The sequence below is a fragment of the Acidovorax sp. SUPP2539 genome, assembly GCF_030158975.1.
Lineage (GTDB): Bacteria > Pseudomonadota > Gammaproteobacteria > Burkholderiales > Burkholderiaceae_C > Paracidovorax.
Genome location: NZ_BQXJ01000006.1, coordinates 53359 through 75745, shown reverse-complemented (window position 1 = coordinate 75745; position 22387 = coordinate 53359). Strand labels below are relative to the sequence as shown.

Here is a 22387-nt window from a genome sequence, read left to right as displayed (position 1 = left end):
TTCCCAAGAACGTCAACCGGAGACAAGCATGCAACCTTCGACCTTCCGCCGCGCCGCCGTGGCGCTGGCCGCCGCCACCCTCGCCTTCGCCGCCCAGGCGCAGGGCTACCCCGCCAAGCCACTCACCTGGATCGTGCCCTTCGCCGCCGGCGGCCCCACCGACGCCATGGCGCGCGACATCGCGCAGCGCACCAGCACGCAGCTGGGCCAGCAGATCATCATCGAGAACACGCCGGGCGCCGGCGGCACCATCGGCAGCGCCAAGGCGGCGCGCGCGCCGGCGGACGGCTACACCTTCCTGGTCGGCCACATGGGGTACATGGGCGCCGCGCCCTCGCTGTACAAAAAGCTGGCCTACGACCCGGTGAAGGACTTCGACGCCGTCTTCCGCTTCCCCGACACGCCCCTGGTGCTGCTGGTGGGCAAGAACTCGCCGTACAAGACGGCCGAGGACCTGATCGCCCACGGCCAGCAGAACCCGGGCAAGCTCAACTTCGGCAACGCCGGCGTGGGCTCCACCTCGCACCTGGTGGCGGCGCTGTTCGCCAGCCGCGCGAAGGTCGAGATCACCTCCGTGTCGTACAAGGGCGCGGCACCGGCCATGACCGATCTGGTGGCCGGCCAGGTCGATGCGATGTTCGACCAGACCAACACCGCCCTGCCCCAGCTGGCCGGGGAGCGCGTGCGCGCCGTGGCGCTCACCTCCGACAAGGCCATGCCGCAGTTCCCGGGCGTGCCCCCGCTGGGCCAGAAGGTGATTCCCGGCTTCGAGACCGCCACCTGGTACGGCATCTACGCCCCCAAGGGCACGCCGCGCGAGGCCATCCAGAAGGTCTACCAGGCCTACACCAAGGCCCTGGCCGACAAGGCCTGGACCGACAAGATGGCCGCGCAGGGCATCCGCATGCTGCCGGACGACCAGTACACGCCGGACGCCTTGGCCAAACACACCGCCACCGAGGTGGAGCGCTGGCGCAAGGTGGCGGCCGAGGCCAGGATCTCGCTGGACTGACCGCATGGGCGCCGCCACCCGCACCGAGCACGACGCCTTCGGGCCGGTCGAGATTCCCGCCGACCGCCTGTGGGGCGCGCAGACCCAGCGCGCACTCGCGGTCTTCGACATCGGCGAGGAGCGGTTCCCGGCCTGCCTGCTGCACACCTTCGGCCTGCAAAAGCAGGCGGCGGCCCGCGCCAACCGCCGCCTGGGCACGCTGGACGCCCTGCGCGCCGACGCCATCGAGGCGGCCGCCGAGGAGTTGCGCACCGGCCTGCTGGATGCGCACTTTCCGCTCACCATCTGGCAGACGGGCTCGGGCACGCAGACCAACATGAACGCCAACGAGGTGCTGGCCAACCGCGCCAACCAGCGCCTGGGCCAGCCGCCGGGCACGCGCAGCCCGGTGCACCCGAACGACCACGTGAACGCCTCGCAGTCGTCCAACGACAGCTTTCCGACCGTGATGCACCTGGCGACGGCGCTGGAGCTGCGCGACCGACTGGTGCCCGCGCTCGCGCTGCTGCAGTCGCGCCTGCAGGAGCGGGCCACCGCCTTCGCCGGCGTGCTGAAGATCGCGCGCACCCACCTGATGGATGCCGTGCCCATGACGCTGGGCCAGGGCTTCGACGCCTTCGCCCGCCAGGTGGGCCATGGCATCGACCGGCTGCACGCCACCCTGCCCCGCCTGTGCCTGCTGGCGCAGGGCGGCACCGCGGCCGGCACGGGGCTGAATGCGCCGCCCGGCTTCGACGTGGCGTTCTGCGAGGAGGCCAGCGCGCTCGCCGGCATGGCCTTCACGCCCAACCCGAGCAAATTCGAGGGCATGGGCGCGCACGATGCGCTGGTGGAGGTGTCCGGCGCGCTGAACGTGGTCGCCGCGTCGCTGGCCAAGATCGCCAACGACCTGCGGCTCCTGGGCTCGGGCCCGCGCTGCGGCCTGGGCGAGCTGCGCATCCCGGACGACGGGCTCACCTCGTCGATCATGCCGGGCAAGCGCAACCCGACCATCGCCGAGGTGGTGGCGCAGGCCGCCTGGCAGGTGATGGGCAACCACACCACCATCACGCTGGCCGGCGCATCGGGCCACTTCGAGCTGAACGTGGCCAAGCCGGTGCTCATCCACAACCTGCTGCAGTCCATCCGCGTGCTGGCCGACAGCGCCCGCGTGTTCGCCGAGCGCCTGGTGCAGGGCATCGAGGCCGACACCGACCGCCTGGCCGCCAACGTGGACAACGCCCTGCTGCTGGCCACCGCCCTGAACCCGGTACTGGGCTACGACCGCGTGGCCCGCATCACGCGCGAGGCCATGGAACGCGGCATCACGCCGAAGGCCGCCGCCGTGGCGCTGGGGTTTCTCACGGGCGACGAATACGACCGAAGGGTGGACGCGCGGGCCATGGCCGGGCGCGGCTGACGGGCACCGAAGGCGCTCCGGGCGGCGGCGCAACCCCGCCCGGACCCCGCCGCCGCTTTCTTCATTTGTGCGTAAAAGTCACTGGTTCTGAGATTTTCAGGCGGTTTATGTCTGGAAAGATTTGCAATACAGTGGGTCGACATCGTGGTGACGGTCCCTGGCGGCCGTTGCCGGTTTGCATCCACCCTTTCCCAGACCCAAGAGACCTCCATGACCGACCGCACCACCGTTCACGGCCTGCAAGTGGCCACCTCCCTGCACCGCTTCGTCGAAGACCGGGTCCTGCCCGGCACGGGCGTGGACAGCGAGGCGTTCTGGAAGGGCTTCAGCGCGCTGGTGTCCGACCTGGCGCCGCGCAACATCGCCCTGCTGGCCGAGCGCGACCGCCTGCAGTCCGAACTCGACACCTGGCACCGCGCCAACCCGGGCCCGGTGCAGAACATGGCGGCGTACCGCGCCTTCCTCGAACAGATCGGCTACCTGGTGCCCCAGCCGGCCGATGTGCAGGCCACCACCGCCAACGTGGACGACGAACTCGCCACGCAGGCCGGCCCGCAGCTGGTGGTGCCGATCCTGAACGCACGCTATGCGCTCAACGCGGCCAACGCGCGCTGGGGCTCGCTGTACGACGCGCTCTACGGCACCGACGCCATCCCCGAGACCGACGGCGCCGAGAAGGGCCAGGGCTACAACCCCGTGCGGGGCGCCCGCGTGATCGCGTTCGCCCGCGAGGTGCTCGACCAGGCCGCGCCGCTGGCCCAGGGCACGCACAAGAACGCCGCCGGCTACCGCGTGGAAGGCGGCCAGCTGGTCGTCGCGCTGGAGGGCGGCGGCACCACCGGCCTGCAGGAGCCGGCCCAGTTCGTGGGCTACCAGGGCGAGGCGTCGGCGCCTTCGTCCGTGCTGCTGCGCCACCACGGCCTGCACCTGGACCTGCAGATCGACCGCAGCACGCCCATCGGCAAGACCGATCCCGCCGGCGTGAGCGACCTGGTGGTGGAAGCCGCGCTCTCGACCATCCTGGACCTGGAAGACTCCGTGGCCGCCGTCGATGCCGAGGACAAGGTCAACGGCTACGCCAACTGGCTGGGCATCCTGAAGGCCGACCTCACCGAGCAGGTGAGCAAGGGCGGCAAGACCTTCACGCGCGGCCTGAACCCGGACCGCATCTATACCGCGCCTGATGGCAGCGGCGAGGTGCGCCTGCACGGCCGCTCGCTCATGTTCCTGCGCAACGTGGGCCACCTCATGACCAACCCGGCCGTGCTGTGGACCGATGCGCAGGGCACGCAGCGCGAGATTCCCGAAGGCATCCTGGACGCCGTGGTCACCACCACCATCGCGCTGCACGACCTGCAGGGCAAGGGGCAGGGCGGCATCCGCAACTCGCGCAAGGGCAGCGTCTACATCGTCAAGCCCAAGATGCACGGCCCGGCCGAGGTGGCCTTCGCCAGCGACCTGTTCGGCCGCGTGGAGCGACTGCTGGGCTTGGCCGAAAACACGGTCAAGCTGGGCATCATGGACGAGGAGCGCCGCACCAGCGTCAATCTCAAGGCCTGCATCGCCGCGGCCTCGGCACGCGTGGCGTTCATCAACACCGGCTTCCTGGACCGCACGGGCGACGAGATGCACACCGCCATGCAGGCCGGCCCCATGGTGCGCAAGGGCGACATGAAGGCCAGCGCCTGGATCCAGTCGTACGAGAAGAACAACGTGCTCGTGGGCCTGTCGTGCGGCCTGCGCGGAAAGGCACAGATCGGCAAGGGCATGTGGGCCATGCCCGACCTGATGGCCGAGATGCTCAAACAGAAGATCGCCCACCCCAAGGCCGGCGCCAACACCGCCTGGGTTCCGAGCCCCACGGGCGCCACGCTGCACGCGCTGCACTACCACCAGGTCAACGTGGCCGAGGTGCAGAAGGAGCTGGAAAAGACCGACGCCAACGCCGAGCGCGACAACCTGCTGACCGGCCTGCTCACGGTGCCCGTCACCGCCACGCCGCAGTGGAGCGATGCCGAAAAGCAACAGGAGCTGGACAACAACGCCCAGGGCATCCTGGGCTACGTGGTGCGCTGGATCGACCAGGGCGTGGGCTGCTCCAAGGTGCCCGACATCCACAACGTGGGCCTGATGGAGGACCGCGCCACGCTGCGCATCAGCAGCCAGCACATGGCCAACTGGCTGCTGCACGGCGTGGTGACCGAAGCGCAGGTGCGCGAAACCTTCGAGCGCATGGCCGCCGTGGTGGACCAGCAGAACGCCGGCGATCCGCTGTACCAGAAGATGGCCGGGCGCTTCGCCGAATCGGCCGCCTACCAGGCCGCGTGCGACCTCGTCTTCAAGGGCGTGGAGCAGCCCAGCGGCTACACCGAGCCCCTGCTGCACGCCTGGCGGCTGAAGGTGAAGGCCGGCACCGCTGTGCGCTGAACCGGCGCGGCACGTTCCGCCCGGCCGGCGCCCCGCGTGCCGGCCCCCTTCGACGGGGCACCCATCCGGGTGCCCCGTTTTCGTTGGGCGCCCGAGAAAAACACGGCTTAACAGGGGTATCCGGGTAAATCCATATGTTCCGGCAAGGCGTAAGGGTTTGTAGTTGCGCTAGAGCAATGCGGAGAGAATCGCCCACCAACCAAGGGTTTTCCCTAGCCTCACCATGAATCTCCAAAACATCTCCATCGGAAAACGCCTGGGCCTGGCCTTCGGCGTGCTCATCCTCTTCATCGTCACCATGCTGGGCGTGGGCACCTGGAAATTGCAGTCGGTGGCGCAGGAGACAGCTTCGATGATGGCGCTGCCCCTGACCAAGGAGCGGCTCATCTCCGACTGGTACCGCACCATCTTCAGCAACGTGCGCCGCCACAGCGTGGTGGCCCGCAGCACCGATTCCACCCTGGCGCAGCAATTCGCGGCGGACAACGCGGTGGCCTCCAAGATGTCGTCCGAGCAGCAGAGCCAGCTGTCCAAGCTCATCAGCAGCCCGCAGGAGCAGGCCCTGTTCGACAAGGCCGGCGAAGAGCGCAAGCGCTTCGTCGTCGCCCGCGATGCCATCTACAAGGCCAAGGCCGAGGGCCGCTCCGAAGACGCCGAGCGCATCCTGAACGCCGACTTCACCCCCGCGGGCGAGCAATATCTGCAGGCCCTGCAGGCGATGCTGGACTTCCAGCGCGCGCAGATCAACGAATCCTCCGAAGCCGTGCAGGCCAACTACCAGAGCGGCCGGCTGCAGCTGATCGCGCTGGGCGCGCTGGCCACGCTGATCGCGCTGGCGCTGGCCGTGGCGATCACGCGCAGCATCATCCACCCGCTGCACGATGCCGTGACCATGGCCAAGACCGTGGCCACCGGCGACCTCACCGTGTCCTCGGACAGCACCGCGCAGGACGAGACCGGCCAGCTGCTGCGCACGCTGAACGCCATGGGCGAGCAGCTGCGCACCGCCGTGGGCCAGGTGCGCCACGGGGCCGAGGGTATCGCCGTGGCCTCCAGCGAGATCGCGCGCGGCAACCTGGACCTGTCCAGCCGCACCGAAGAGCAGGCCAGCGCGCTGCAGCAGACGGCCGCGTCGATGGAGCAGATGACCGCCACCGTGCGCCAGAACGCCGACAACGCGCGCACCGCCAACCAGCTCGCGCAGGCCACCTCGGACAAGGCCGTGCGCGGCGGCGAGGTGGTGGGCAACGTGGTCTCCACCATGGGCGAAATCCACGCGGCCTCGCGCAAGATCGTGGACATCATCGGCGTGATCGACGGCATCGCTTTCCAGACCAATATCCTGGCGCTGAACGCGGCCGTGGAAGCCGCCCGGGCCGGCGAGCAGGGCCGCGGCTTCGCGGTGGTGGCGGGCGAGGTGCGCACGCTGGCGCAGCGCAGCGCGGCGGCGGCCAAGGAGATCAAGGGCCTGATCGACGACTCGGTGCAGCGCGTGGACTCGGGCAACCGGCTGGTGGAGCAGGCCGGCGAAGCCATGCGCGAGGTGGTGGACGGCGTGCGCCGCGTGACCGACCTCGTGGGCGAGATCAGCGTGGCCAGCCAGGAGCAGACCACCGGGCTGGAGCAGGTCAACCAGGCCATCTCGCAGATGGACACCGTGACGCAGCAGAACGCGGCGCTGGTCGAAGAGGCGGCAGCGGCCACCGGCTCGCTGGAATCGCAGACGGCGCAACTGGTGCGCGCGGTGGCGGTCTTCCGCGTCAGCAAAGCCGACGGCCCGGCGCTCGCGGCAGCGCGCCACGCGCCGGCCCTCGCGGGCTGACGCGAACGGGCGGTGGCCCGTGCCCGGCGCGTGCACCGGCGGGCAATCGATTGCTATTTAATTGATAGCATCATGCCCTAGAAGAATATGTGCTGAAAGGCATTTTCACCCATTCCCCTGTGCGGCACCCCGCCGCGCTGGCGCGGTCTACACTGGCGCCTTGCCCCGACGCCATGACCGCCGCACCGCCCTCCCCTGCCCCGCTGGACCCCTCCCGCTGCCCCCTGTGCGGCGGCCGCAACCAGTGCGCCATCGAAGCCGGCGCCCCCGCCGCGGATTGCTGGTGCATGGCGGCCGCCGTGTCCGCGCAGGCCCTGGCGCAGCTGGCCCCCGGCCAGCGCGGCACCGCCTGCCTGTGCCCCCGGTGCGCGGCCGGAACGGGCCCGGCGCCACAGGGCGCAGCGGCCGGCGCGCCGATATGATGGCCGCTCCCTTTTTTGAACTCCCCTGAAGGACCGACATGCCGACGTACCACATCGAAATGATGGAAGGCCGCACCATCGAACAGAAGAAGAAGCTGGTGGAAGAGATCACCCGCGTGTCGGTGGAGATCCTCGGCGGCTCGCCCGACTCGGTGGACATCCTGATCACCGACGTCAAGCGCGAGAACTGGGCCACTGGCGGAAAGCTCTGGTCCGAGCGAACCTGATCCCGCCGGTCCCTTCTTGATCCCTGCCCGATGACCGGTCCCGGCTCCACCGCCCTGCTGCGCGAACGGTACGGCGAGCGCTACCGCTGGCTGCTCCTGCTGTCCGTGATGGTCGGCACGATGGCCTCCATCATGTCGTCGACCATCGTGAACGTGGCCATTCCCGACATGAGCCACTACTTCACGCTCGGCCAGGAACGCGCGCAATGGGTGTCGTCGGGTTTCATGGTGGCCACCACGGTCGCCATGCTCACCACCCCCTGGCTGCTGGCCCGCTTCGGCTACCGCGCGACCTACGTGGGCGCCATGGTGCTGCTGCTGGTAGGCGGCATCGGCGGCGGCGTGGCCAGCCACTACGGGCTGGTGCTGGCCGCCCGGGTGCTCGAAGGGCTGGCCGCGGGCGTGGTGCAGCCGATTCCGGCGGTCATCATCCTCTACGCCTTCCAGCCGCACGAGCAGGGCCGCGCGAGCGGCATCTTCGGCATGGGCGTGGTCCTGGCCCCGGCCATCGGCCCGAGCATCGGCGGGCTGCTGGTGGACTGGTTCGGCTGGCGCTCGATCTTCTTCATGGTGGTGCCGTTCTGCATCGCCTCCATCGCGCTGGCCTACCGGTTCGTGCCGGTCAGCAGCCCCGGCGGCGCCGTTGCCGGCCAGTCCGGCAACGCGCTGGACTGGCGCGGGCTGGTGCTGGGCGCGGTCGGCACGCTGTGCCTGCTCAACGGCCTGGTGGCGCTGCACGGCGGGCCGGGCCTGCAGGCCGGCGCGCTGCTGCTGGCGGCCTTCGCGGCCCTGGCCGTCTTCATCGCGTGGCAGCGCCGGCAACTGGCGCGCGGCGCCACGCCGCTCATGGACCTGCGCCTGTTCGAATACCGGCAGTTCGCCATGGGCAGCATCGTGGCCTTCATCTACGGCACGGCGCTCTTCGGCTCCACCTACCTGCTGCCGGTGTTCATGCAACTGGGCCTGCAGCTGTCGGCCTCGCACGTGGGCACCATCATGCTGCCGGCGGGCATCGTGCTGGCCATCACCATTCCCATCGTGGGCCGGCTGGCCGACCGGCACCCCACGCACTGGCTGGTGGGCACGGGCCTGGCGCTGCTGGCGATCTCGTTCGCGCTCATGGTCCTGGTCGATCTGACCAGCGGGCTGTGGATGCTGGTGGTCTTCGCGGTGCTGGGGCGCATCGGGCTCGGATTCATCCTGCCCTCGCTCAACCTGGGCGCCATGCGGCCGCTGGCCAAGCCGCTCATCGCGCAGGGCTCCAGCGCCATCAGCTTCGTGCGCATGCTGGGCGGCGCAGCCGGCGTGAGCCTGTGCGGGATCGTGCTCGAATGGCGCATCGCCGCGCATGGCGACTCGCTGCAGAACGCGGTCAGCAGCCCGGCGCGCATCGCCGCCTTCGGCGAAACCTTCCTGCTGCTCACCGGCCTGTGCCTGCTGGCCCTGGTGGCCGCGTGGCAGCTGCGCGCGCCCAAGACCGCAGCACCAAGCCGCTGAGCCCGATCCCGTCCCTCGCCTTTCGTCCTTCGTCCTTTCTTCTCCCCAAAGCCCGCCATGTGCCAGTTGCTCGGAATGAATGCCAACACGCCGACCGACGTGACGTTCAGCTTCACGGGGTTCGCGCAGCGTGCCGGCAACACGGCCGACCATTCCGACGGATGGGGCATCGCGTTCTTCGAAGACAAGGGCCTGCGCCATTTCGTGGACCACCAGCGTGCGGTGGACTCGCCCGTGGCCGAGCTGATCCGCCGCTACCCCATCCAGAGCCGCAACGTCATCGCCCACATCCGCAAGGCCACGCAGGGCAGTGTGTCGCTGCAGAACTGCCACCCGTTCGTGCGCGAACTGTGGGGCCGGTACTGGGTGTTCGCGCACAACGGCGACCTGAAGGACTTCCGCCCGCGGCTGCATTCGCACTTCCACCCCGTGGGCACGACGGACAGCGAACACGCCTTCTGCTGGATCATGCAGGAGCTGGCCAAGTCCCACGCGGGCGTGCCCAGCATTCCGGAGCTGACCATCACCCTGCGCGAACTGGCCGCGCGCATTGCCCCGCACGGCACGTTCAACTTCCTGCTGTCGAACGGCCAGGCGCTGTGGGCGCATGCCTCCACGCAGCTCTACTACATCGAGCGGCGCCACCCTTTCTCGCAGGCGCGCCTGTGCGACGAAGACCTGCGCATCGATTTTTCCGCCCACACCACGCCGCAGGACCGCGTGGCCGTCGTCGTGACCGCGCCGCTCACCAGCGACGAGCAATGGACCGCGTTCCAGAGCGGCGAGTTGCGGGTGTTCGTGGACGGGGCCTGCGTCACGCCGTAGCGCGCCGGCACAGCGGCCGCGGCATCAGCCCAGCGGTTTCCACACGGGCGGTTCGGGATCGGGATAGAACGGCACGCCGCCCCGCCCGGCCGGCTTGAACATCGCCTCCCGCTGGCGCTGGCGCTTGATCTCCCGGGGCTTGGCTTTATCGGAACACTGGCGGTGCGAACGGGACATGCACGGACCTCGCAAAGGTTCTGGGAATGACCGGATTACCGCACCGCCCGCGGCAATCACCGTGTGGGACACCGCCCTCGCCCGGCATCGGACGGGCTCCCCGTGGGGAACGAACGGGGCCGGCGACGGGCGCTTCCGGCCCCCTCCTACAGCCTGCGGCAATGCGATTGGTTACACCAGAGGCCTGATCCCGGAACCGCAATGAACGCCTCGACCCTTTTTCGACTCGCCAAGAAATCCTGCCAGGCCTGGCTCGACGACTACGCCCCCAGCATGGGGGCCGCCATCTCTTACTACACCGCGTTCTCCATTGCGCCGCTGCTCGTCATCGTGATCTCCATCGCCGGTGCCGTGTTCGGACAGGACGCGGTGCGCGGCACCATCGAAGGACAGATCTCCGGCCTGGTGGGGCGCGACGGCGCGCTCGCCATCCAGGGCCTCATCAAGAGCGCCCGCGAGCCCACAGAAGGCATCATCGCCAGCACCATCAGCCTGGTGCTGCTGGGCATCGGCGCGACCACGGTGTTCGGCGAGATCCAGAGCGCGCTCGACCGCATCTGGCACGTGCCGGAGCCCGCCAAGCCGAGCGGCATCTGGGGCCTGCTGCGCGCGCGCTTCCTGTCGTTCGGGCTGATCCTCGGCCTGGCCTTCCTGCTCATGGCCTCGCTCACCGTCAGCGCCGCGGTGGCGGCGGCGGGCACGTGGCTCGGCGCCCTGATGCCGGGCTGGGAGCTGATGCTGATGGGCATCAACACCTTGCTGTCGATGAGCATCAGCTGCGTGCTGTTCGCGATGATCTTCAAGTTCATGCCCTCGGTGCCGATCGCCTGGCGCGACGTGTGGGTGGGCGCCGCGGTGACCGCCGTGCTGTTCGAGGTGGGCAAGGTGCTGATCGGCCTGTATGTGGGCAAGGCGGGCCTGAGCTCGACCTATGCCGCCGCCGGCGCCATCGCGGTGGTGCTGATCTGGGTGTATTACGCCGCGCAGATCTTCCTGCTGGGCGCGGAATTCACCAAGGTGTACGCGGCCGAGCACGGCTCGCATGCCGCCGCCCCCGAGGCCTTGCTCGACCCGGTCGAGCCCCGCAAGGGCGGGGCCGACGCCAACTCGGCGCTCACGCCCGTCACGCCTTTGCCCGTTCCCGCCATGCAAGCGGCACCGGCAGCGCCCTTGTCCACGGGCGCCCTGGCCACCACCGTGGCCCTGCTGGCCGCGCGCGTGGCGCTGTCGTTGTGGCTGGAGCGGCGTGAAAAGCGCGATGCGTTGCGCAGGCGCCGCTGATGCGGCAGTAACGCCGGACGCGAATCGGAAGGAATGGAAAAAGAGGGAGAACCCAGTGCGTTGTCCGGCACTGCGGCGATCATCGATGGTGCGGCTGGCGGGGATCGAACCCACGACCCTTGGCTTCGGAGGCCAATACTCTATCCACTGAGCTACAGCCGCACAGCGGGCCATTGCGGCCCGATCAGTCGGCGATTATGGCACGGCCCTCGCGGCGTGCGGGCACACGTCCCGCAAAGAGCAATCCTGCAGCCAGTCCGGCAACGGGGGCAACTCCAGACCCAGCCCGCGCAGGTAGGCGTCCACCGAGGCACGGCCGGTGGCCGGGAGGTCGAAATTGGCGCGGTTGAGGATCCAGCCCTGCAGCAGCCCTTCGAAGATCGCCTGCAGGGCGATGGCCGCGATCTGCGGGGGCATGGGCAACTGCACTTTCTGGCTTTCGGCGGCCAGGCGCAGGTCGTTGGCGAGCTGCTCGCGGAAGGCGCCGCAGGCGGCGATGTGCCGGTCGCGCACGCCCGCCAGTTCCTCGACGTATTCCACCCGGAAGAAAGCGATCTCGAAGACACGCTGCATGCGCTGGTCCTGCGCCAGGTTGCGCAGCACCAGGTCGATCACGCCACGCATGCGCTGCAGCGGCGCCATGTCTTCGTTGCTCTCGCATTCGCCGTTGGCGCGCTCCAGCGGCAGGGTGACGCGCTCCATCATCGCGTTGAACAGATCGACCTTGTCCTTGAAGTGCCAGTAGATGGCGCCCCGCGTGGCGCCGGCGGCTTGCGCGATCTCGTTGAGCGACGCGTGCGACACACCCTTCTGGTAAAAGACCTGCTCGGCCGCATCCAGCAAACTATTGCGTGTCGCAACGGCGTCTTCTTTGGTGCGTCGGGCCATGGGGCATGTCTCCTTTTGTGTTCGATGTCCGCGTTTTTCTGGCATTGCCCACCCCGTGGGAAGGGCGGCGCCAGCGCTCCGCAGCAATTATACATTCATGTTTGTATGTATAATCGCGCACCGAATTCAAGGGCCATCTGCGTGGTTGATGCCGATCAAAGACATCTCCGTGCCTGCATGGCCTTTTCAATCAGCGCATTTCCGGAAGGACTTTCATGCCTCGCCTCAGTGACGATCTTGGCGTTTCCGCTGCCGCCCTCCACCCCGCACGCCGGGTCGTGGCCCTTTGCCTCAGCCTGGTCGCCGCCACCGTCCTGGTGGCTTGCGGCAAGAGCGAAGCCCCAGCCCAGGCCGGTGGCGGTGCACCTCCCCCGCCCCAGGTGGGCGTGGTCACCGTGGCGCCCGGCGACGTGGGCCTCGTGACCGAGCTGCCCGGCCGGCTGGAAGCCTCCCGCGTCGCCGAAGTGCGTGCACGGGCCGCGGGCATCCTGCAAAAACGCCTGTTCACCGAAGGCAGCGACGTGAAGGCCGGGCAGAAGCTCTTCGCCATCGACGACGCGCCCTACCGGGCTTCGCTGGAAAGCGCCCGGGCGAGCGTGGCGCAGGCCGATGCCAACGTGGCCCAGACCCGCGCACTGGCCGAGCGCTACAAGCCGCTCGTGGCGGTCAACGCGATCAGCAAGCAGGAATACGACAACGCCGTCGCCTCGCAAAAGACTGCCGAGGCCAACCTCGCCGCCGCCCGCGCCTCCGTGACCACGGCGCAGATCAACGTGGGCTACGCGGCCGTGACCGCCCCCATTTCCGGCCGCATCGGCCGTGCGCTGGTGACCGAAGGCGCGCTGGTGGGCCAGGGCTCGGCCACCGAGCTGGCAGTCATCCAGCAGATCGACCCGCTGTACGTGAACTTCACGCAGTCCGCCTCCGAAGCGCTCAAGCTCAAGGCGGGCCTGGCCAGCGGCAAGTACAAGCAGGCCGGCAAGGGCTCGGCCAGCGTGAGCGTCGTGCTGGAAGACGGCAGCCTCTATCCCCAGACCGGCAAGCTGCTCTTCACCGACCTGACGGTGGACCCGACCAGCGGCCAGGTCACGTTGCGCGCCGAGATCCCCAACACCGATCGCCAGCTGCTCCCGGGGCTCTACGTGCGCGTGCGCCTGGAGCAGGCCCAGGTGGCCGGCGGCGTGCTGCTGCCGCAGCAGGCCGTGACCCGCTCCGCCAAGGGCGACACCGTGATGGTGGTGGGCGCCGACAACCACCTCACGCCGCGCCCCATCAAGCTCGGGCCGGCCCAGGGCACGAACTGGGTGGTGCTGGAAGGCCTGCAGACGGGCGAAAAGGTCATGGTGGACGGCTTCCAGAAGCTGCCGCGCGGCAAGCCCGGCGATCCGATCGTCGTTCAGCCCGTGGCCTGGCAGGCCGGCGGCGCTGGCGCCGCGGCGCCCGGTGCGCCCGCCTCTGCGGCGGCTCCCGCCGCGTCCGCCGCTTCCGCTGCCGCCCCGGCCAAGCCATAAGAAGGAGCGCGGCACATGGCCAAGTTCTTCATCGAGCGCCCCATCTTCGCGTGGGTGATCACCATTTTCATCATCGTGATGGGGGCCATCTCCATCACGCGGCTGCCGATCGCGCAGTACCCCGCCGTCGCGCCGCCGACCATCCAGGTGTCGGTGGCCTACCCTGGCGCCAACGCCCAGACGCTGGAGGACAGCGTGCTGGCCGTCATCGAGCGCGAGATGAACGGTGCGAGCGGCCTGGCCTACGTCGAGACGACCAGCCAGGCCAACGGCACCGGCAGCATCGTGCTGAGCTTCGAGCCCGGCACCAATGCCGACCTCGCGCAGGTGGACGTGCAGAACCGGCTCTCTCGCGCCACGCCGCGGCTGCCGAGCGCCGTGACCCAGCAGGGCGTGCGCGTGGAGCAGTCGCGCTCCAACTTCCTGATGTTAGCCATGCTCACGACGGAAAGCCCCGACGTGAGCATCGAGGCGCTGAACGACTATGCGGCGCGCAACGTGGTTCCCGAACTGCAGCGCGTGGCCGGCGTGGGCACGCTCACGCAGTTCGGCTCCGAACGCGCCATGCGGATCTGGGTGGACCCGGCCAAGCTCAAGGGCTTCAACCTGTCGCTCGACCAGGTCAACGCCGCCATCCGCGCGCAGAACGCGCAGGTGTCCGCCGGTAACCTGGGCGATCTGCCGGCCGAGACGGGCCAGCCCGTGGCGGCCACCATCGTGGTGCAGGGCCAGTTGTCGTCGGCCGAAGAGTTCGGCCGCATCGTGCTGCGCGCCAACACGGACGGCTCGGCCGTCCGCCTCAGGGACGTGGCCCGCATCGAGCTGGGCTCACAGAGCTACAACACCAGCGCGCGCCTGAACGGCAAGGACGCCGTGGGCCTGGGCGTGCAGCCCACGCCGTCCGCGAATGCCCTGGCCACGGCCAAGGCGGTGAAGGCCAAGCTGGAAGAGCTCAAGAAGTTCTTCCCGCAGGGCGTGAACTACGTGGTGCCGTACGACACCTCCAAGTTCGTGTCCGTCTCGATCGAGAAGGTGGTGCACACGCTGATCGAAGCCGTGGTGCTGGTGTTCATCGTGATGTTCCTGTTCCTGCAGAACTTCCGCTACACCATCATCCCGACCATCGTGGTGCCGGTGGCGCTGCTGGGCACCTTCGGCGTGCTGATGGCCATGGGCTTTTCGATCAACGTGCTGACCATGTTCGGCATGGTGCTGGTGATCGGGATCGTGGTGGACGATGCCATCGTGGTGGTGGAGAACGTCGAACGGATCATGGCCGAGGAAGGCCTGCCGCCGCTGCAGGCCACCCGCAAGGCCATGGGTCAGATCTCGGGCGCCGTGATCGGCGTGACCGTGGTGCTGATCTCGGTGTTCGTGCCGCTGGCGTTCTTCGCCGGCTCCACCGGCAACATCTACCGCCAGTTCGCGGCCACGATGGCCACGTCGATCGCCTTCTCGGCGTTCCTCGCTCTGTCGCTCACGCCGGCCCTGTGCGCCACGCTGCTCAAGCCGATCGATCCCGAGCACCATGCCGAGAAGAAAGGCTTCTTCGGCTGGTTCAACCGTTCGTTCAAGAACGCCACGCACGGCTATGAAAGCGGCCTGAGCAAGATGCTGCGCCGCGGCGGCCGCATGATGATCGTGTACCTCGCGCTGATCGGCGCGGTGGCGGTGGTGTTCATGCGCCTGCCGACCTCGTTCCTGCCCAACGAAGACCAGGGCTACATCATCACCAACGTGCAGCTGCCGCCCGGCGCCGCGCAGTCGCGGACCAGCGAGGTGCTCAAGCAGGTCGAGGGCTACATGCTCAAGCAGCCCGAGGTCGAGAACATCGTGACCGTGGCGGGCTTCTCGTTCTCCGGCCAGGGCCAGAACGCAGGCCTGGCCTTCGTGATCCTGAAGGACTGGAGCGAGCGCTCCGGCGCCGAACACGCGGCCTCTGCCGTGGCCGGCCGCGCCTTCGGCGCCCTCTCCAGCATCCGCGATGCCTTCATCTTCGCGCTGAGCCCGCCGCCCATTCCCGAACTGGGAACGGGCACCGGCTTCAACTTCCGGCTGCAGGACCGCGCGGGCCAGGGGCACGAAGCGCTGCTGGGGGCACGCAACCAGCTGCTCGGCATGGCCGGGCAGAGCAAAGTCCTCGCGGGCGTGCGCCCCGACGGCATGGAAGATGCGCCGCAGATGCAGATCGACATCGACCGCGACAAGGCCAACGCCCTGGGCATCGGCTTCGACAGCATCAGCTCGGCGCTCTCGACCGCGCTGGGTTCGAGCTACATCAACGACTTCCCGAACAAGGGACGCCTGCAGCGCGTGGTGGTGCAAGCCGACGCCGCGGCGCGGATGCGCCCGGAATCGGTGCTGGACCTGCCTGTGGTGAACAGCCAGGGCCAGACGGTGCCGCTGTCGACCTTCGCCACCACGCGCTGGATCACGGGCGCGATGCAGACGGTGCGCTACAACGGCTACCCGTCCATCAAGATCGCGGGCGATGCCGGCCCCGGCTTCACCACCGGCGATGCGATGAACGAGATGGAGCGCCTGGCCGGCCAGCTGCCGCCCGGCTTCGGCTTCGAGTGGACGGGCCAGTCCCGCGAGGAAAAGCTCGCCGGCTCCCAGGCCATGATCCTCTACGCCTTCTCGCTGCTGGCGGTGTTCCTGTGCCTGGCCGCGCTGTACGAAAGCTGGACGATTCCCGTGTCGGTGCTGCTGGTGGTGCCGCTGGGCGTGCTCGGCGTGCTGCTGGCCACGCTGATGCGCGGGCTGTCGAACGACGTGTACTTCCAGATCGGCCTGGTGACCATCATCGGCCTGTCGGCGAAGAACGCGATCCTGATCGTGGAGTTCGCCAAGGACCTGCAGGCCGAGGGCAAGAGCGCACTGGAGGCCGCCCTCGAAGCCGCCCACCTGCGTTTCCGGCCGATCATCATGACCTCGCTGGCATTCACGCTGGGCGTGGTGCCGCTGTTCATTGCCTCGGGCGCCAGCTCGGCCAGCCAGCGTGCCATCGGTACCGGCGTGATCGGCGGGATGATCACCGGCACCGTGCTGGCCGTGGTCTTCGTGCCCGTGTTCTTCGTGCTGGTGCGCACCTTCTTCAAGGGCAGCAAGCGCCAGCAGGAGCACGACGCCAAGCAGGTCCAGCACCGCCATGCCACGGAAAACCTTGAATGACGACCGATCCGCTGGAGACCCCCATGCCCCATCCATCGTCCCTGCGCGCTAGTGCGCGCATCGCACGCCCCCTGCTGAGCGTGGTGGCTGCCGCTGCCGTGCTGGCAGGCTGCAGCTTCATCCCGACCTACGAGCGGCCCGCCGCTCCGGTGCCGCAGGCGTTCCCCAACGCCGCGGCCGCCGGCGGCGCCGAAACGGCCAAGGCCGCCGCGGACATCGACTGGAAGGAATACTTCGCCGATGCACGCCTGCAGACGCTGATCGCCATCGCGCTGGAAAACAACCGCGACCTGCGTGTGGCCGCGCTCAACATCGAGCAGGCCCGCGCGCAGTTCCAGATCCAGCGCGCCGGCCAGTTCCCCACGGTGAACGCCGCCGTCAACGCGACGCGCCAGCCCGACACGACCACGCGCTCGTATGCCAACAGCTACCAGGTCGGCCTGGCGGTTTCGGCCTGGGAAATCGACTTCTTCGGTCGCATCGCCGCCTTGAAGGAGCAGGCCCTGGCGCAGTATTTCGCCACCGAGGAGGCCCGCCGGTCCACCCAGCTGAGCCTGGTGTCGTCCGTCGCCACCGCCTGGTTCAACCTGCTGGCCGACGAGGAACTGCTCGACATTTCCCGCCGCACGCTGGGCACGCGCGAAGAGTCGGTCAAGCTGACGCGCCTGCGCCTGGAAAACGGCGTGAGTTCCGAGCTGGACAACAGCCAGGCGGAAGGCCTGGCGCAGGCCGCCCGCGCCACCTATGCGCAGCAGCGGCGCCAGCGCATGCAGGACGAGAACGCCCTGGCCCTGCTGCTGGGCCAGCCGCTGCCGCAGGACATCCGCGACAGCCTGGGCACCACGGTGTCGCGCCTGGCCGACGCCCCCGCCATGCCGGCGCTGCCGGCGGGCCTGCCGTCCGACCTGCTCACGCGGCGCCCCGACATCCGCCAGGCCGAACAGCAGCTCATCGCCGCCAACGCGAACATCGGCGCCGCGCGCGCGGCGTTCTTCCCGCGCATCTCGCTGACCGCCAGCGTGGGCACGGTGAGCAACGAGCTGTCGGGCCTGTTCAAGAGCGGCTCCTGGGCCTTCTCGCTGGCGCCGCAGGCGGCGCTGCCGATCTTCGATGCCGGGCGCAACCAGGCCACGCTCGAATCGGCGCGGGCCGCACGCTCCATCTCGGTGGCGCAGTACGAGAAGTCGATCCAGACCGCCTTCCGCGAAGTGTCCGACGCCCTCGCGGGCCAGGCCACCCTCGGAGAGCAGCTGGCGGCGCAGCGCGCCCAGGCGGATGCGGACGCCAAGCGCCTGCAGCTGTCGGATCTGCGCTACCGCAACGGCGTGTCCAGCTACCTCGATCTGCTGGATGCCCAGCGCTCGCTGTTCACCTCCGAGCAACTCGTGGTGCAGACGCGGCTCATCCAGCTGCAAAACCAGATCACCCTGTACAAGGTGCTGGGCGGCGGCTGGACGCCGCAGGACGAGCGCGCCTCGGGCTCCTGATCCCGCGCCCCCCGCAAAACGGCTTCGGGCACGCACTGGGGTGCGGCTTTAGCCTCCAGACCGGGCACCGCGCCCTGCAAGGAAAACCGTCCTTGCAGGGCGTTTTTGTTTTCAGGGCCGCTGCGATGCGCCGGCGTGGTGCCCCCGCCCGCAAGGGCGATCCGCACAGCCGCCACCCCAATGCCTGCCGCCGGTTCTTGATGCAGCGCAAACGCCAGGAAAAGCCGGCCGTTTTCCCTAACGGCCGGCCCCGGGGAGCCTTCCTATAATCAGCGGCTGGTTTCATCAAGCCCCCGATACATAGAGGACGTCATGAGCGACACCCCCCACGAAGAAGCGCACACCGGCCCCATCAAGAATCCCAAGCAACTGCTGTTGACGGTCTTCTTTTCGTTTGTGGTCCCGATCTTCGCCATCATCGGGCTCGTGATGTACGTGACCTCGGGCACCAAGCCGGCCGATGGCGCCGCGAACCCCGAACGGGCGCTGGCGGAACGCATCCAGAAGGTGGGCATGGTGGAAGTGCGCGATGCCAACCGCCCCCTGCGCCCCGGCGAGGAAGTCTTCAAGGGCCAGTGCGCCGCCTGCCATGCCACGGGCGCAGCAGGCGCCCCCAAGCTGGGTGACGCCGCGGCCTGGGGCCCGCGCATCAAGACCGGGTTTGAGGCGCTGGTGCATTCCGCCCTCGCCGGCAAGGGCGCGATGGCCCCGCAAGGCGGCGGCGATTTCAACGACACCGAGATCGCGCGCGGTGTGGCCTATATGGCCAACGCGGCCGGCGCCAAGTTCGAAGAGCCTGCCGCCCCCGCAGCCGCAGGGGCCTCCGGTGCCGCCACCGGGGCTTCCGACGCCGCTGCCGCCCCCACGGCAGCTGCAGCGCCCGCTTCCGCTGCACAGGCCACCGCGGCAGCAGCACCCGCTCCGGCCGCCGCCCCCACGACGACGGCCGCCGCCGGCGCTGGCGAAGCCCTGTACAAGCAGGCATGCCAGGTCTGCCATGCCGCCGGCATCGCCGGTGCGCCCAAGTTCGGTGACAAGGCCGCCTGGGCCGAGCGCCTGAAGGACGGCATCGACGGCATGACCCGCATCGCCATCGCCGGCAAGGGCGCCATGCCCCCCCGCGGCGGCACGCAGGCGTCGGACGCGGACATCCACGCGGCAGTCGAGTTCATGGCCAACGCGGCCAAGTAAGACGAGGCACCCGCCCCCAGCAAAAAGCCGGTCATCGACCGGCTTTTTTCGTTTCGGACAGGGTGACAAGGCCCTCGCCGCCGGAATATCGCCCCGGCCCGGGGCCCGGCAACGGCTCAGACCCGGAACACCGAGGGCTGCAGCACGTAGCCATAGCGCACCGGCAGATCGGCCGCCTGCACCGGCTGCGGGTCCCACTGCCCGGCCTCGACCGCCTGCGCGGCGGTTTCCATGTCCAGCGTGTGCGCCAGCCCCAGCACGGTGCCGTCGAACAGGTACAGGCGCCCGGCCTCGTCCAGCAGGCATTCGCGGGCGGTGGAGGCGCGGCCGGTGTGGGCGACCAGGGTGAAATCCGGCTCGATGCGCCAGACCATCGGGGTGATCTCCAGCTCCACGTACACGCGCTGCGGGCCGTTCTGGAAGAACCAGCGCCCCTGGGCGTCGGCCTCGTAGTTGCGCTGGATGAAGTCGATGAGCTTGCCGTGCGCCAGCAGCGAGCCTTTGGCCTGCGGGAAAGGCCCCTGGGCCTGGGTGGCGTCGTCGCGCATGTACCAGCGGCCCCGCGCGTCGAGCCCCAGCCAGCCGTAGCAGTCGGGAACGTTGGGCCATTTGGCGATGGCCTGTTTGACGATGTCATCCATGGCGCGATGGTATCGAGGGGGTTCCGCCGGCCGCGTAGTCCGGTGCCCCGTGGGCCGCCAGCCAGCCGGCCACCTCGGCCGGCATGGCGCGCACGTGGCCCGGCAGGCGCCCCTGGGCGAAGCCGACGTGCCCGCCGTGCGCGGGCTGCCACAGCGTGACGTGGGGCCCGGCCTGCCCCGCGCGCGGCAGGCTGGACGCCGGCACGAACGGATCGTTGCGCGCATTGACGGCCAGCGCCGGGATGCGGATGCGCCCCAGCAGCGGTTGGGCCGAGGCGCGGCGCCAGTAGTCGTCGGTGTCGTGAAAGCCGTGCAGCGGCGCGGTGAACACGTTGTCGAAGTCGTACAGGTCGCGCGCGGCCCGCAGGACCTGCCGGTCGAACAGGCCCGGGTGCTGGCGCAGCTTGGCCAGCGCCTTGGGCACCATGGTGCGCAGGAACATGCGCGTGTACACCTGCCGGTTGAAACCCCGGCCGATGGCCGCCCCGCCCGCGGCCAGGTCGAGCGGCGAGCACACGGCCGCCACCGCATCGGCGCTGCGCGAGGCACTGGCGCCGGCCTCGGCAGCCCAGCGCAGCAGCGCATTGCCGCCGAGCGACACACCCACCGCCAGCAGCGGCGCGCGCGGACCGGGCGTGCCGTCGGCCCCGAGGGCGCCGTCGGCCTGCCGCTGCGCCAGGCGCGCCAGGATCCAGGCGATCTCCTCGTGGTCGCCCGAGTGGTAGGCGCGCGGGGCGAGGTTGAGCTCGCCGCTGCAGCCCCGGAAATGCGGCACGGCGTAGGCCCAGCCGCGCTCGCGCGCCACATCGGCGAAGGCCTCGGCATAGTGGCTGCGCGACGACCCCTCCAACCCGTGGAACAGCACCAGCAGCGGCCGGCCGGGATCGGCCTGCGTCCCGGCCCCCGGGGCCGGCGCCAGGAAGTCCACGTCCACGAAATCGCCGTCAGGCGCCGTCCAGCGCTCGCGCCGGTAGGCCGGCGGCGCGGCCAACACCCGGCGCGAGGCCAGCGCCGGCCAGATGGTCTGCAGGTGGCCGCCGGGCAACCAGCGAGGCGCTACATATTTCATAGCAAAATGCCCTAGTACTTGTTGTGCTGGAGGGCTAAAAGGCTTGAAGCCCGTGGGCCGACAACATGGCGGGAAGCGCCTCAATGCAGCACCGGCGGCGGGTGGCCCGGCGCCTGGGCTTCGTGCACGGTGCCCGGGCTGGCGTGGTGGGCCACCAGGCGCCAGCCCTGCGGGGTCTTGTGGTAGACGTTGGTGGACTGCACGATGGCCTCGCGCACCCCGCCGTCCAGCACCACTTCGACGTGCTCGACCACGCTGTGCACCGCGCTGGCCATGGCCTGCACCCGGTGCACCTGGGCCGGCCGTGCGCGCAGGGTGCCGTGCTCGAACATGGCGCTGAAGGCGGCGCGGATGGCCGCGGCGCCCAGCAGGCGCGGGCCGCCGGGGTTGACGCAGACGATGTCGTCCTCCTCGGCCCAGCACGCCATCAGGCGTTCCAGGTTGCCCGTCTGCAGGGCTTCGTAGAAGGCGGCTTCGGTCTCGTCGGCGGAGCCGCCCAGGGTGGCGGCACGGTAGGGGGATCGGGTCATGGCGCTTCGGTGGGCTGTCATGCGGTGGCGCTATTGTCGGGGCTGGCGGGCCGCAACGCCCGGCCCGCGGCCGCCGGACCGGCCGGGCGGTCGGCCCGGCGGACTACGCGGTGCCCGATCGGGCTGGGGCAGAATGCGCGGGCGCTGCCAGCCTTTCGGCACTGTCGCCTGCACCCGGCCCAGCGCACGTGCCATGAAACGTCTTCTTGCCACCCTGGCCGCCGTCCTGGCCCTCTCGGGCTGCGGCTACAACGACTTCCAGCGCCTGGACGAGCAGTCCAAGGCCGCGTGGAGCGAGGTGCTCAACCAATACCAGCGCCGCGCCGACCTGGTGCCCAACATCGTCGCCACCGTCAAGGGCGAGGCCGCCTTCGAGCAGGACACGCTGACCAAGGTGGTCGAGGCCCGCGCCAAGGCCACGTCCATCCAGGTGACGCCCGAGACGCTGAACAACCCCGAGGCGTTCAACAAATTCCAGGCCGCGCAGGGCGAGCTGTCCGGCGCCCTCTCGCGCCTGATGGTGGTGGCCGAGCGATACCCGCAGCTGCAGGCCAACCAGGCGTTCCGCGACCTGCGCGTGACGCTGGAGGGCACCGAAAACCGCATCACCGTGGCGCGCAACCGCTACATCCAGACGGTGCAGGAATACAACGTGCTCGCGCGCAGCTTCCCCACCAACGTCACGGCCAAGGTGTTCAGCTACGACCCGAAGCCCAGCTTCACCGTGCAGAACGAGGCGCAGATCTCCACCCCGCCGGCGGTGGACTTCTCCAAGCCGGCGTCCAAGCCCTGACACCACCACCGGAG

19 protein-coding genes and 1 tRNA gene are annotated in these 22387 nt (G+C 69.5%); 14 read left to right on the top strand and 6 right to left on the bottom strand.

Annotation, left to right across the window (positions count from 1 at the left end; genetic code table 11):
- The first annotated feature begins 28 nt into the window (after positions 1-28).
- The 8 genes from AVTE2539_RS20130 to AVTE2539_RS20095 all read left to right on the top strand — a co-directional run bounded on the left by AVTE2539_RS20130 (position 29) and on the right by AVTE2539_RS20095 (position 9631).
- Complete coding sequence (locus AVTE2539_RS20130; RefSeq protein ID WP_284413342.1) at positions 29-1012, top strand: tripartite tricarboxylate transporter substrate-binding protein; 984 nt, start codon at positions 29-31, stop codon at positions 1010-1012.
- Positions 1013-1016: 4 nt separating this feature from the next.
- Positions 1017-2411 (top strand): class II fumarate hydratase, encoded by a 1395-nt coding sequence (locus AVTE2539_RS20125; protein ID WP_284413340.1) that lies wholly within the window; start codon positions 1017-1019, stop codon positions 2409-2411.
- Between the two features lie 210 nt (positions 2412-2621).
- The gene (locus tag AVTE2539_RS20120; RefSeq protein ID WP_284413338.1) at positions 2622-4838 is read left to right on the top strand and encodes a malate synthase G; all 2217 of its coding nucleotides are present in this window, start codon (positions 2622-2624) and stop codon (positions 4836-4838) included.
- Between the two features lie 223 nt (positions 4839-5061).
- The gene (locus AVTE2539_RS20115; protein WP_284413336.1) at positions 5062-6660 is read left to right on the top strand and encodes a methyl-accepting chemotaxis protein; all 1599 of its coding nucleotides are present in this window, start codon (positions 5062-5064) and stop codon (positions 6658-6660) included.
- A 173-nt stretch (positions 6661-6833) separates the two neighbouring features.
- Positions 6834-7082: a cysteine-rich CWC family protein gene (locus AVTE2539_RS20110; RefSeq protein ID WP_284413334.1), complete on the top strand. Its 249-nt coding sequence runs from the start codon at positions 6834-6836 to the stop codon at positions 7080-7082.
- Positions 7083-7120: 38 nt separating this feature from the next.
- Complete coding sequence (locus AVTE2539_RS20105; protein ID WP_272549570.1) at positions 7121-7309, top strand: 4-oxalocrotonate tautomerase; 189 nt, start codon at positions 7121-7123, stop codon at positions 7307-7309.
- A 30-nt stretch (positions 7310-7339) separates the two neighbouring features.
- Positions 7340-8806, top strand: a complete 1467-nt coding sequence (locus tag AVTE2539_RS20100) for a DHA2 family efflux MFS transporter permease subunit (protein WP_284413332.1) — start codon at positions 7340-7342, stop codon at positions 8804-8806.
- Positions 8807-8863: 57 nt separating this feature from the next.
- Positions 8864-9631, top strand: coding sequence for a class II glutamine amidotransferase (locus tag AVTE2539_RS20095; RefSeq protein WP_284413330.1), 768 nt, complete (start codon positions 8864-8866; stop codon positions 9629-9631).
- Positions 9632-9655: 24 nt separating this feature from the next.
- On the opposite strand, the gene AVTE2539_RS20090 is transcribed toward AVTE2539_RS20095, so the two are convergent.
- Positions 9656-9808 (bottom strand): hypothetical protein, encoded by a 153-nt coding sequence (locus tag AVTE2539_RS20090; protein ID WP_272565744.1) that lies wholly within the window; start codon positions 9806-9808, stop codon positions 9656-9658.
- Between the two features lie 201 nt (positions 9809-10009).
- Between AVTE2539_RS20090 and AVTE2539_RS20085 the strand changes: the two genes are divergently transcribed.
- Complete coding sequence (locus AVTE2539_RS20085) at positions 10010-11089, top strand: YihY/virulence factor BrkB family protein (RefSeq protein ID WP_284413328.1); 1080 nt, start codon at positions 10010-10012, stop codon at positions 11087-11089.
- An 86-nt stretch (positions 11090-11175) separates the two neighbouring features.
- Here AVTE2539_RS20085 and AVTE2539_RS20080 read toward each other — a convergent pair.
- A tRNA-Arg gene (locus AVTE2539_RS20080) sits at positions 11176-11251 on the bottom strand.
- Positions 11252-11284: 33 nt separating this feature from the next.
- Positions 11285-11977 carry a TetR family transcriptional regulator gene (locus tag AVTE2539_RS20075; RefSeq protein WP_284394426.1) on the bottom strand — a complete coding sequence of 231 codons (693 nt, stop codon included), beginning with the start codon at positions 11975-11977 and terminating at the stop codon, positions 11285-11287.
- Positions 11978-12192: 215 nt separating this feature from the next.
- On the opposite strand from AVTE2539_RS20075, the gene AVTE2539_RS20070 reads away from it, so the two are divergent.
- From AVTE2539_RS20070 to AVTE2539_RS20055, 4 genes are all read left to right on the top strand, one after another.
- Positions 12193-13488 carry an efflux RND transporter periplasmic adaptor subunit gene (locus AVTE2539_RS20070; RefSeq protein WP_284413324.1) on the top strand — a complete coding sequence of 432 codons (1296 nt, stop codon included), beginning with the start codon at positions 12193-12195 and terminating at the stop codon, positions 13486-13488.
- A gap of 15 nt (positions 13489-13503) precedes the next feature.
- Positions 13504-16662, top strand: coding sequence for an efflux RND transporter permease subunit (locus tag AVTE2539_RS20065; RefSeq protein ID WP_284413322.1), 3159 nt, complete (start codon positions 13504-13506; stop codon positions 16660-16662).
- A gap of 23 nt (positions 16663-16685) precedes the next feature.
- Entirely contained in the window at positions 16686-18149 is a 1464-nt protein-coding gene (locus AVTE2539_RS20060; RefSeq protein ID WP_284413658.1) for an efflux transporter outer membrane subunit, read from the top strand.
- Between the two features lie 312 nt (positions 18150-18461).
- Entirely contained in the window at positions 18462-19340 is an 879-nt protein-coding gene (locus AVTE2539_RS20055) for a c-type cytochrome (RefSeq protein ID WP_284413320.1), read from the top strand.
- 116 nt (positions 19341-19456) lie between these two features.
- Here the strand turns inward: AVTE2539_RS20055 and AVTE2539_RS20050 are convergent, their stop codons facing one another.
- The 3 genes from AVTE2539_RS20050 to AVTE2539_RS20040 form a co-directional block, all read right to left on the bottom strand.
- Positions 19457-19981 carry a DUF2946 family protein gene (locus AVTE2539_RS20050; protein ID WP_284413318.1) on the bottom strand — a complete coding sequence of 175 codons (525 nt, stop codon included), beginning with the start codon at positions 19979-19981 and terminating at the stop codon, positions 19457-19459.
- Entirely contained in the window at positions 19974-21050 is a 1077-nt protein-coding gene (locus tag AVTE2539_RS20045; RefSeq protein ID WP_284413316.1) for a YheT family hydrolase, read from the bottom strand. Before AVTE2539_RS20045 ends, AVTE2539_RS20050 begins: the two co-directional genes overlap by 8 nt.
- 80 nt (positions 21051-21130) lie before the next feature.
- Positions 21131-21580: a YybH family protein gene (locus AVTE2539_RS20040; protein WP_272565757.1), complete on the bottom strand. Its 450-nt coding sequence runs from the start codon at positions 21578-21580 to the stop codon at positions 21131-21133.
- A gap of 193 nt (positions 21581-21773) precedes the next feature.
- Between AVTE2539_RS20040 and AVTE2539_RS20035 the strand changes: the two genes are divergently transcribed.
- A complete protein-coding gene (locus AVTE2539_RS20035) occupies positions 21774-22373 on the top strand; it encodes a LemA family protein (RefSeq protein WP_272565758.1) in 600 nt (199 codons plus the stop codon).
- Positions 22374-22387: the final 14 nt, after the last annotated feature.

Bases quoted from the DNA above. Each gene is read 5' to 3' on its own strand.
- AVTE2539_RS20110 (WP_284413334.1), top strand. From the start codon at position 6,834: ATGACCGCCGCACCGCCCTCCCCTGCCCCGCTGGACCCCTCCCGCTGC.
- AVTE2539_RS20090 (WP_272565744.1), bottom strand. From the start codon at position 9,808: ATGTCCCGTTCGCACCGCCAGTGTTCCGATAAAGCCAAGCCCCGGGAG.
- AVTE2539_RS20070 (WP_284413324.1), top strand. From the start codon at position 12,193: ATGCCTCGCCTCAGTGACGATCTTGGCGTTTCCGCTGCCGCCCTCCAC.
- AVTE2539_RS20100 (WP_284413332.1), top strand. From the start codon at position 7,340: ATGACCGGTCCCGGCTCCACCGCCCTGCTGCGCGAACGGTACGGCGAG.
- AVTE2539_RS20085 (WP_284413328.1), top strand. From the start codon at position 10,010: ATGAACGCCTCGACCCTTTTTCGACTCGCCAAGAAATCCTGCCAGGCC.
- AVTE2539_RS20045 (WP_284413316.1), bottom strand. From the start codon at position 21,050: ATGAAATATGTAGCGCCTCGCTGGTTGCCCGGCGGCCACCTGCAGACC.
- AVTE2539_RS20055 (WP_284413320.1), top strand. From the start codon at position 18,462: ATGAGCGACACCCCCCACGAAGAAGCGCACACCGGCCCCATCAAGAAT.
- AVTE2539_RS20120 (WP_284413338.1), top strand. From the start codon at position 2,622: ATGACCGACCGCACCACCGTTCACGGCCTGCAAGTGGCCACCTCCCTG.
- AVTE2539_RS20065 (WP_284413322.1), top strand. From the start codon at position 13,504: ATGGCCAAGTTCTTCATCGAGCGCCCCATCTTCGCGTGGGTGATCACC.
- AVTE2539_RS20060 (WP_284413658.1), top strand. From the start codon at position 16,686: ATGCCCCATCCATCGTCCCTGCGCGCTAGTGCGCGCATCGCACGCCCC.
- AVTE2539_RS20130 (WP_284413342.1), top strand. From the start codon at position 29: ATGCAACCTTCGACCTTCCGCCGCGCCGCCGTGGCGCTGGCCGCCGCC.
- AVTE2539_RS20050 (WP_284413318.1), bottom strand. From the start codon at position 19,981: ATGGATGACATCGTCAAACAGGCCATCGCCAAATGGCCCAACGTTCCC.
- AVTE2539_RS20075 (WP_284394426.1), bottom strand. From the start codon at position 11,977: ATGGCCCGACGCACCAAAGAAGACGCCGTTGCGACACGCAATAGTTTG.
- AVTE2539_RS20115 (WP_284413336.1), top strand. From the start codon at position 5,062: ATGAATCTCCAAAACATCTCCATCGGAAAACGCCTGGGCCTGGCCTTC.
- AVTE2539_RS20035 (WP_272565758.1), top strand. From the start codon at position 21,774: ATGAAACGTCTTCTTGCCACCCTGGCCGCCGTCCTGGCCCTCTCGGGC.
- AVTE2539_RS20040 (WP_272565757.1), bottom strand. From the start codon at position 21,580: ATGACCCGATCCCCCTACCGTGCCGCCACCCTGGGCGGCTCCGCCGAC.
- AVTE2539_RS20095 (WP_284413330.1), top strand. From the start codon at position 8,864: ATGTGCCAGTTGCTCGGAATGAATGCCAACACGCCGACCGACGTGACG.
- AVTE2539_RS20105 (WP_272549570.1), top strand. From the start codon at position 7,121: ATGCCGACGTACCACATCGAAATGATGGAAGGCCGCACCATCGAACAG.
- AVTE2539_RS20125 (WP_284413340.1), top strand. From the start codon at position 1,017: ATGGGCGCCGCCACCCGCACCGAGCACGACGCCTTCGGGCCGGTCGAG.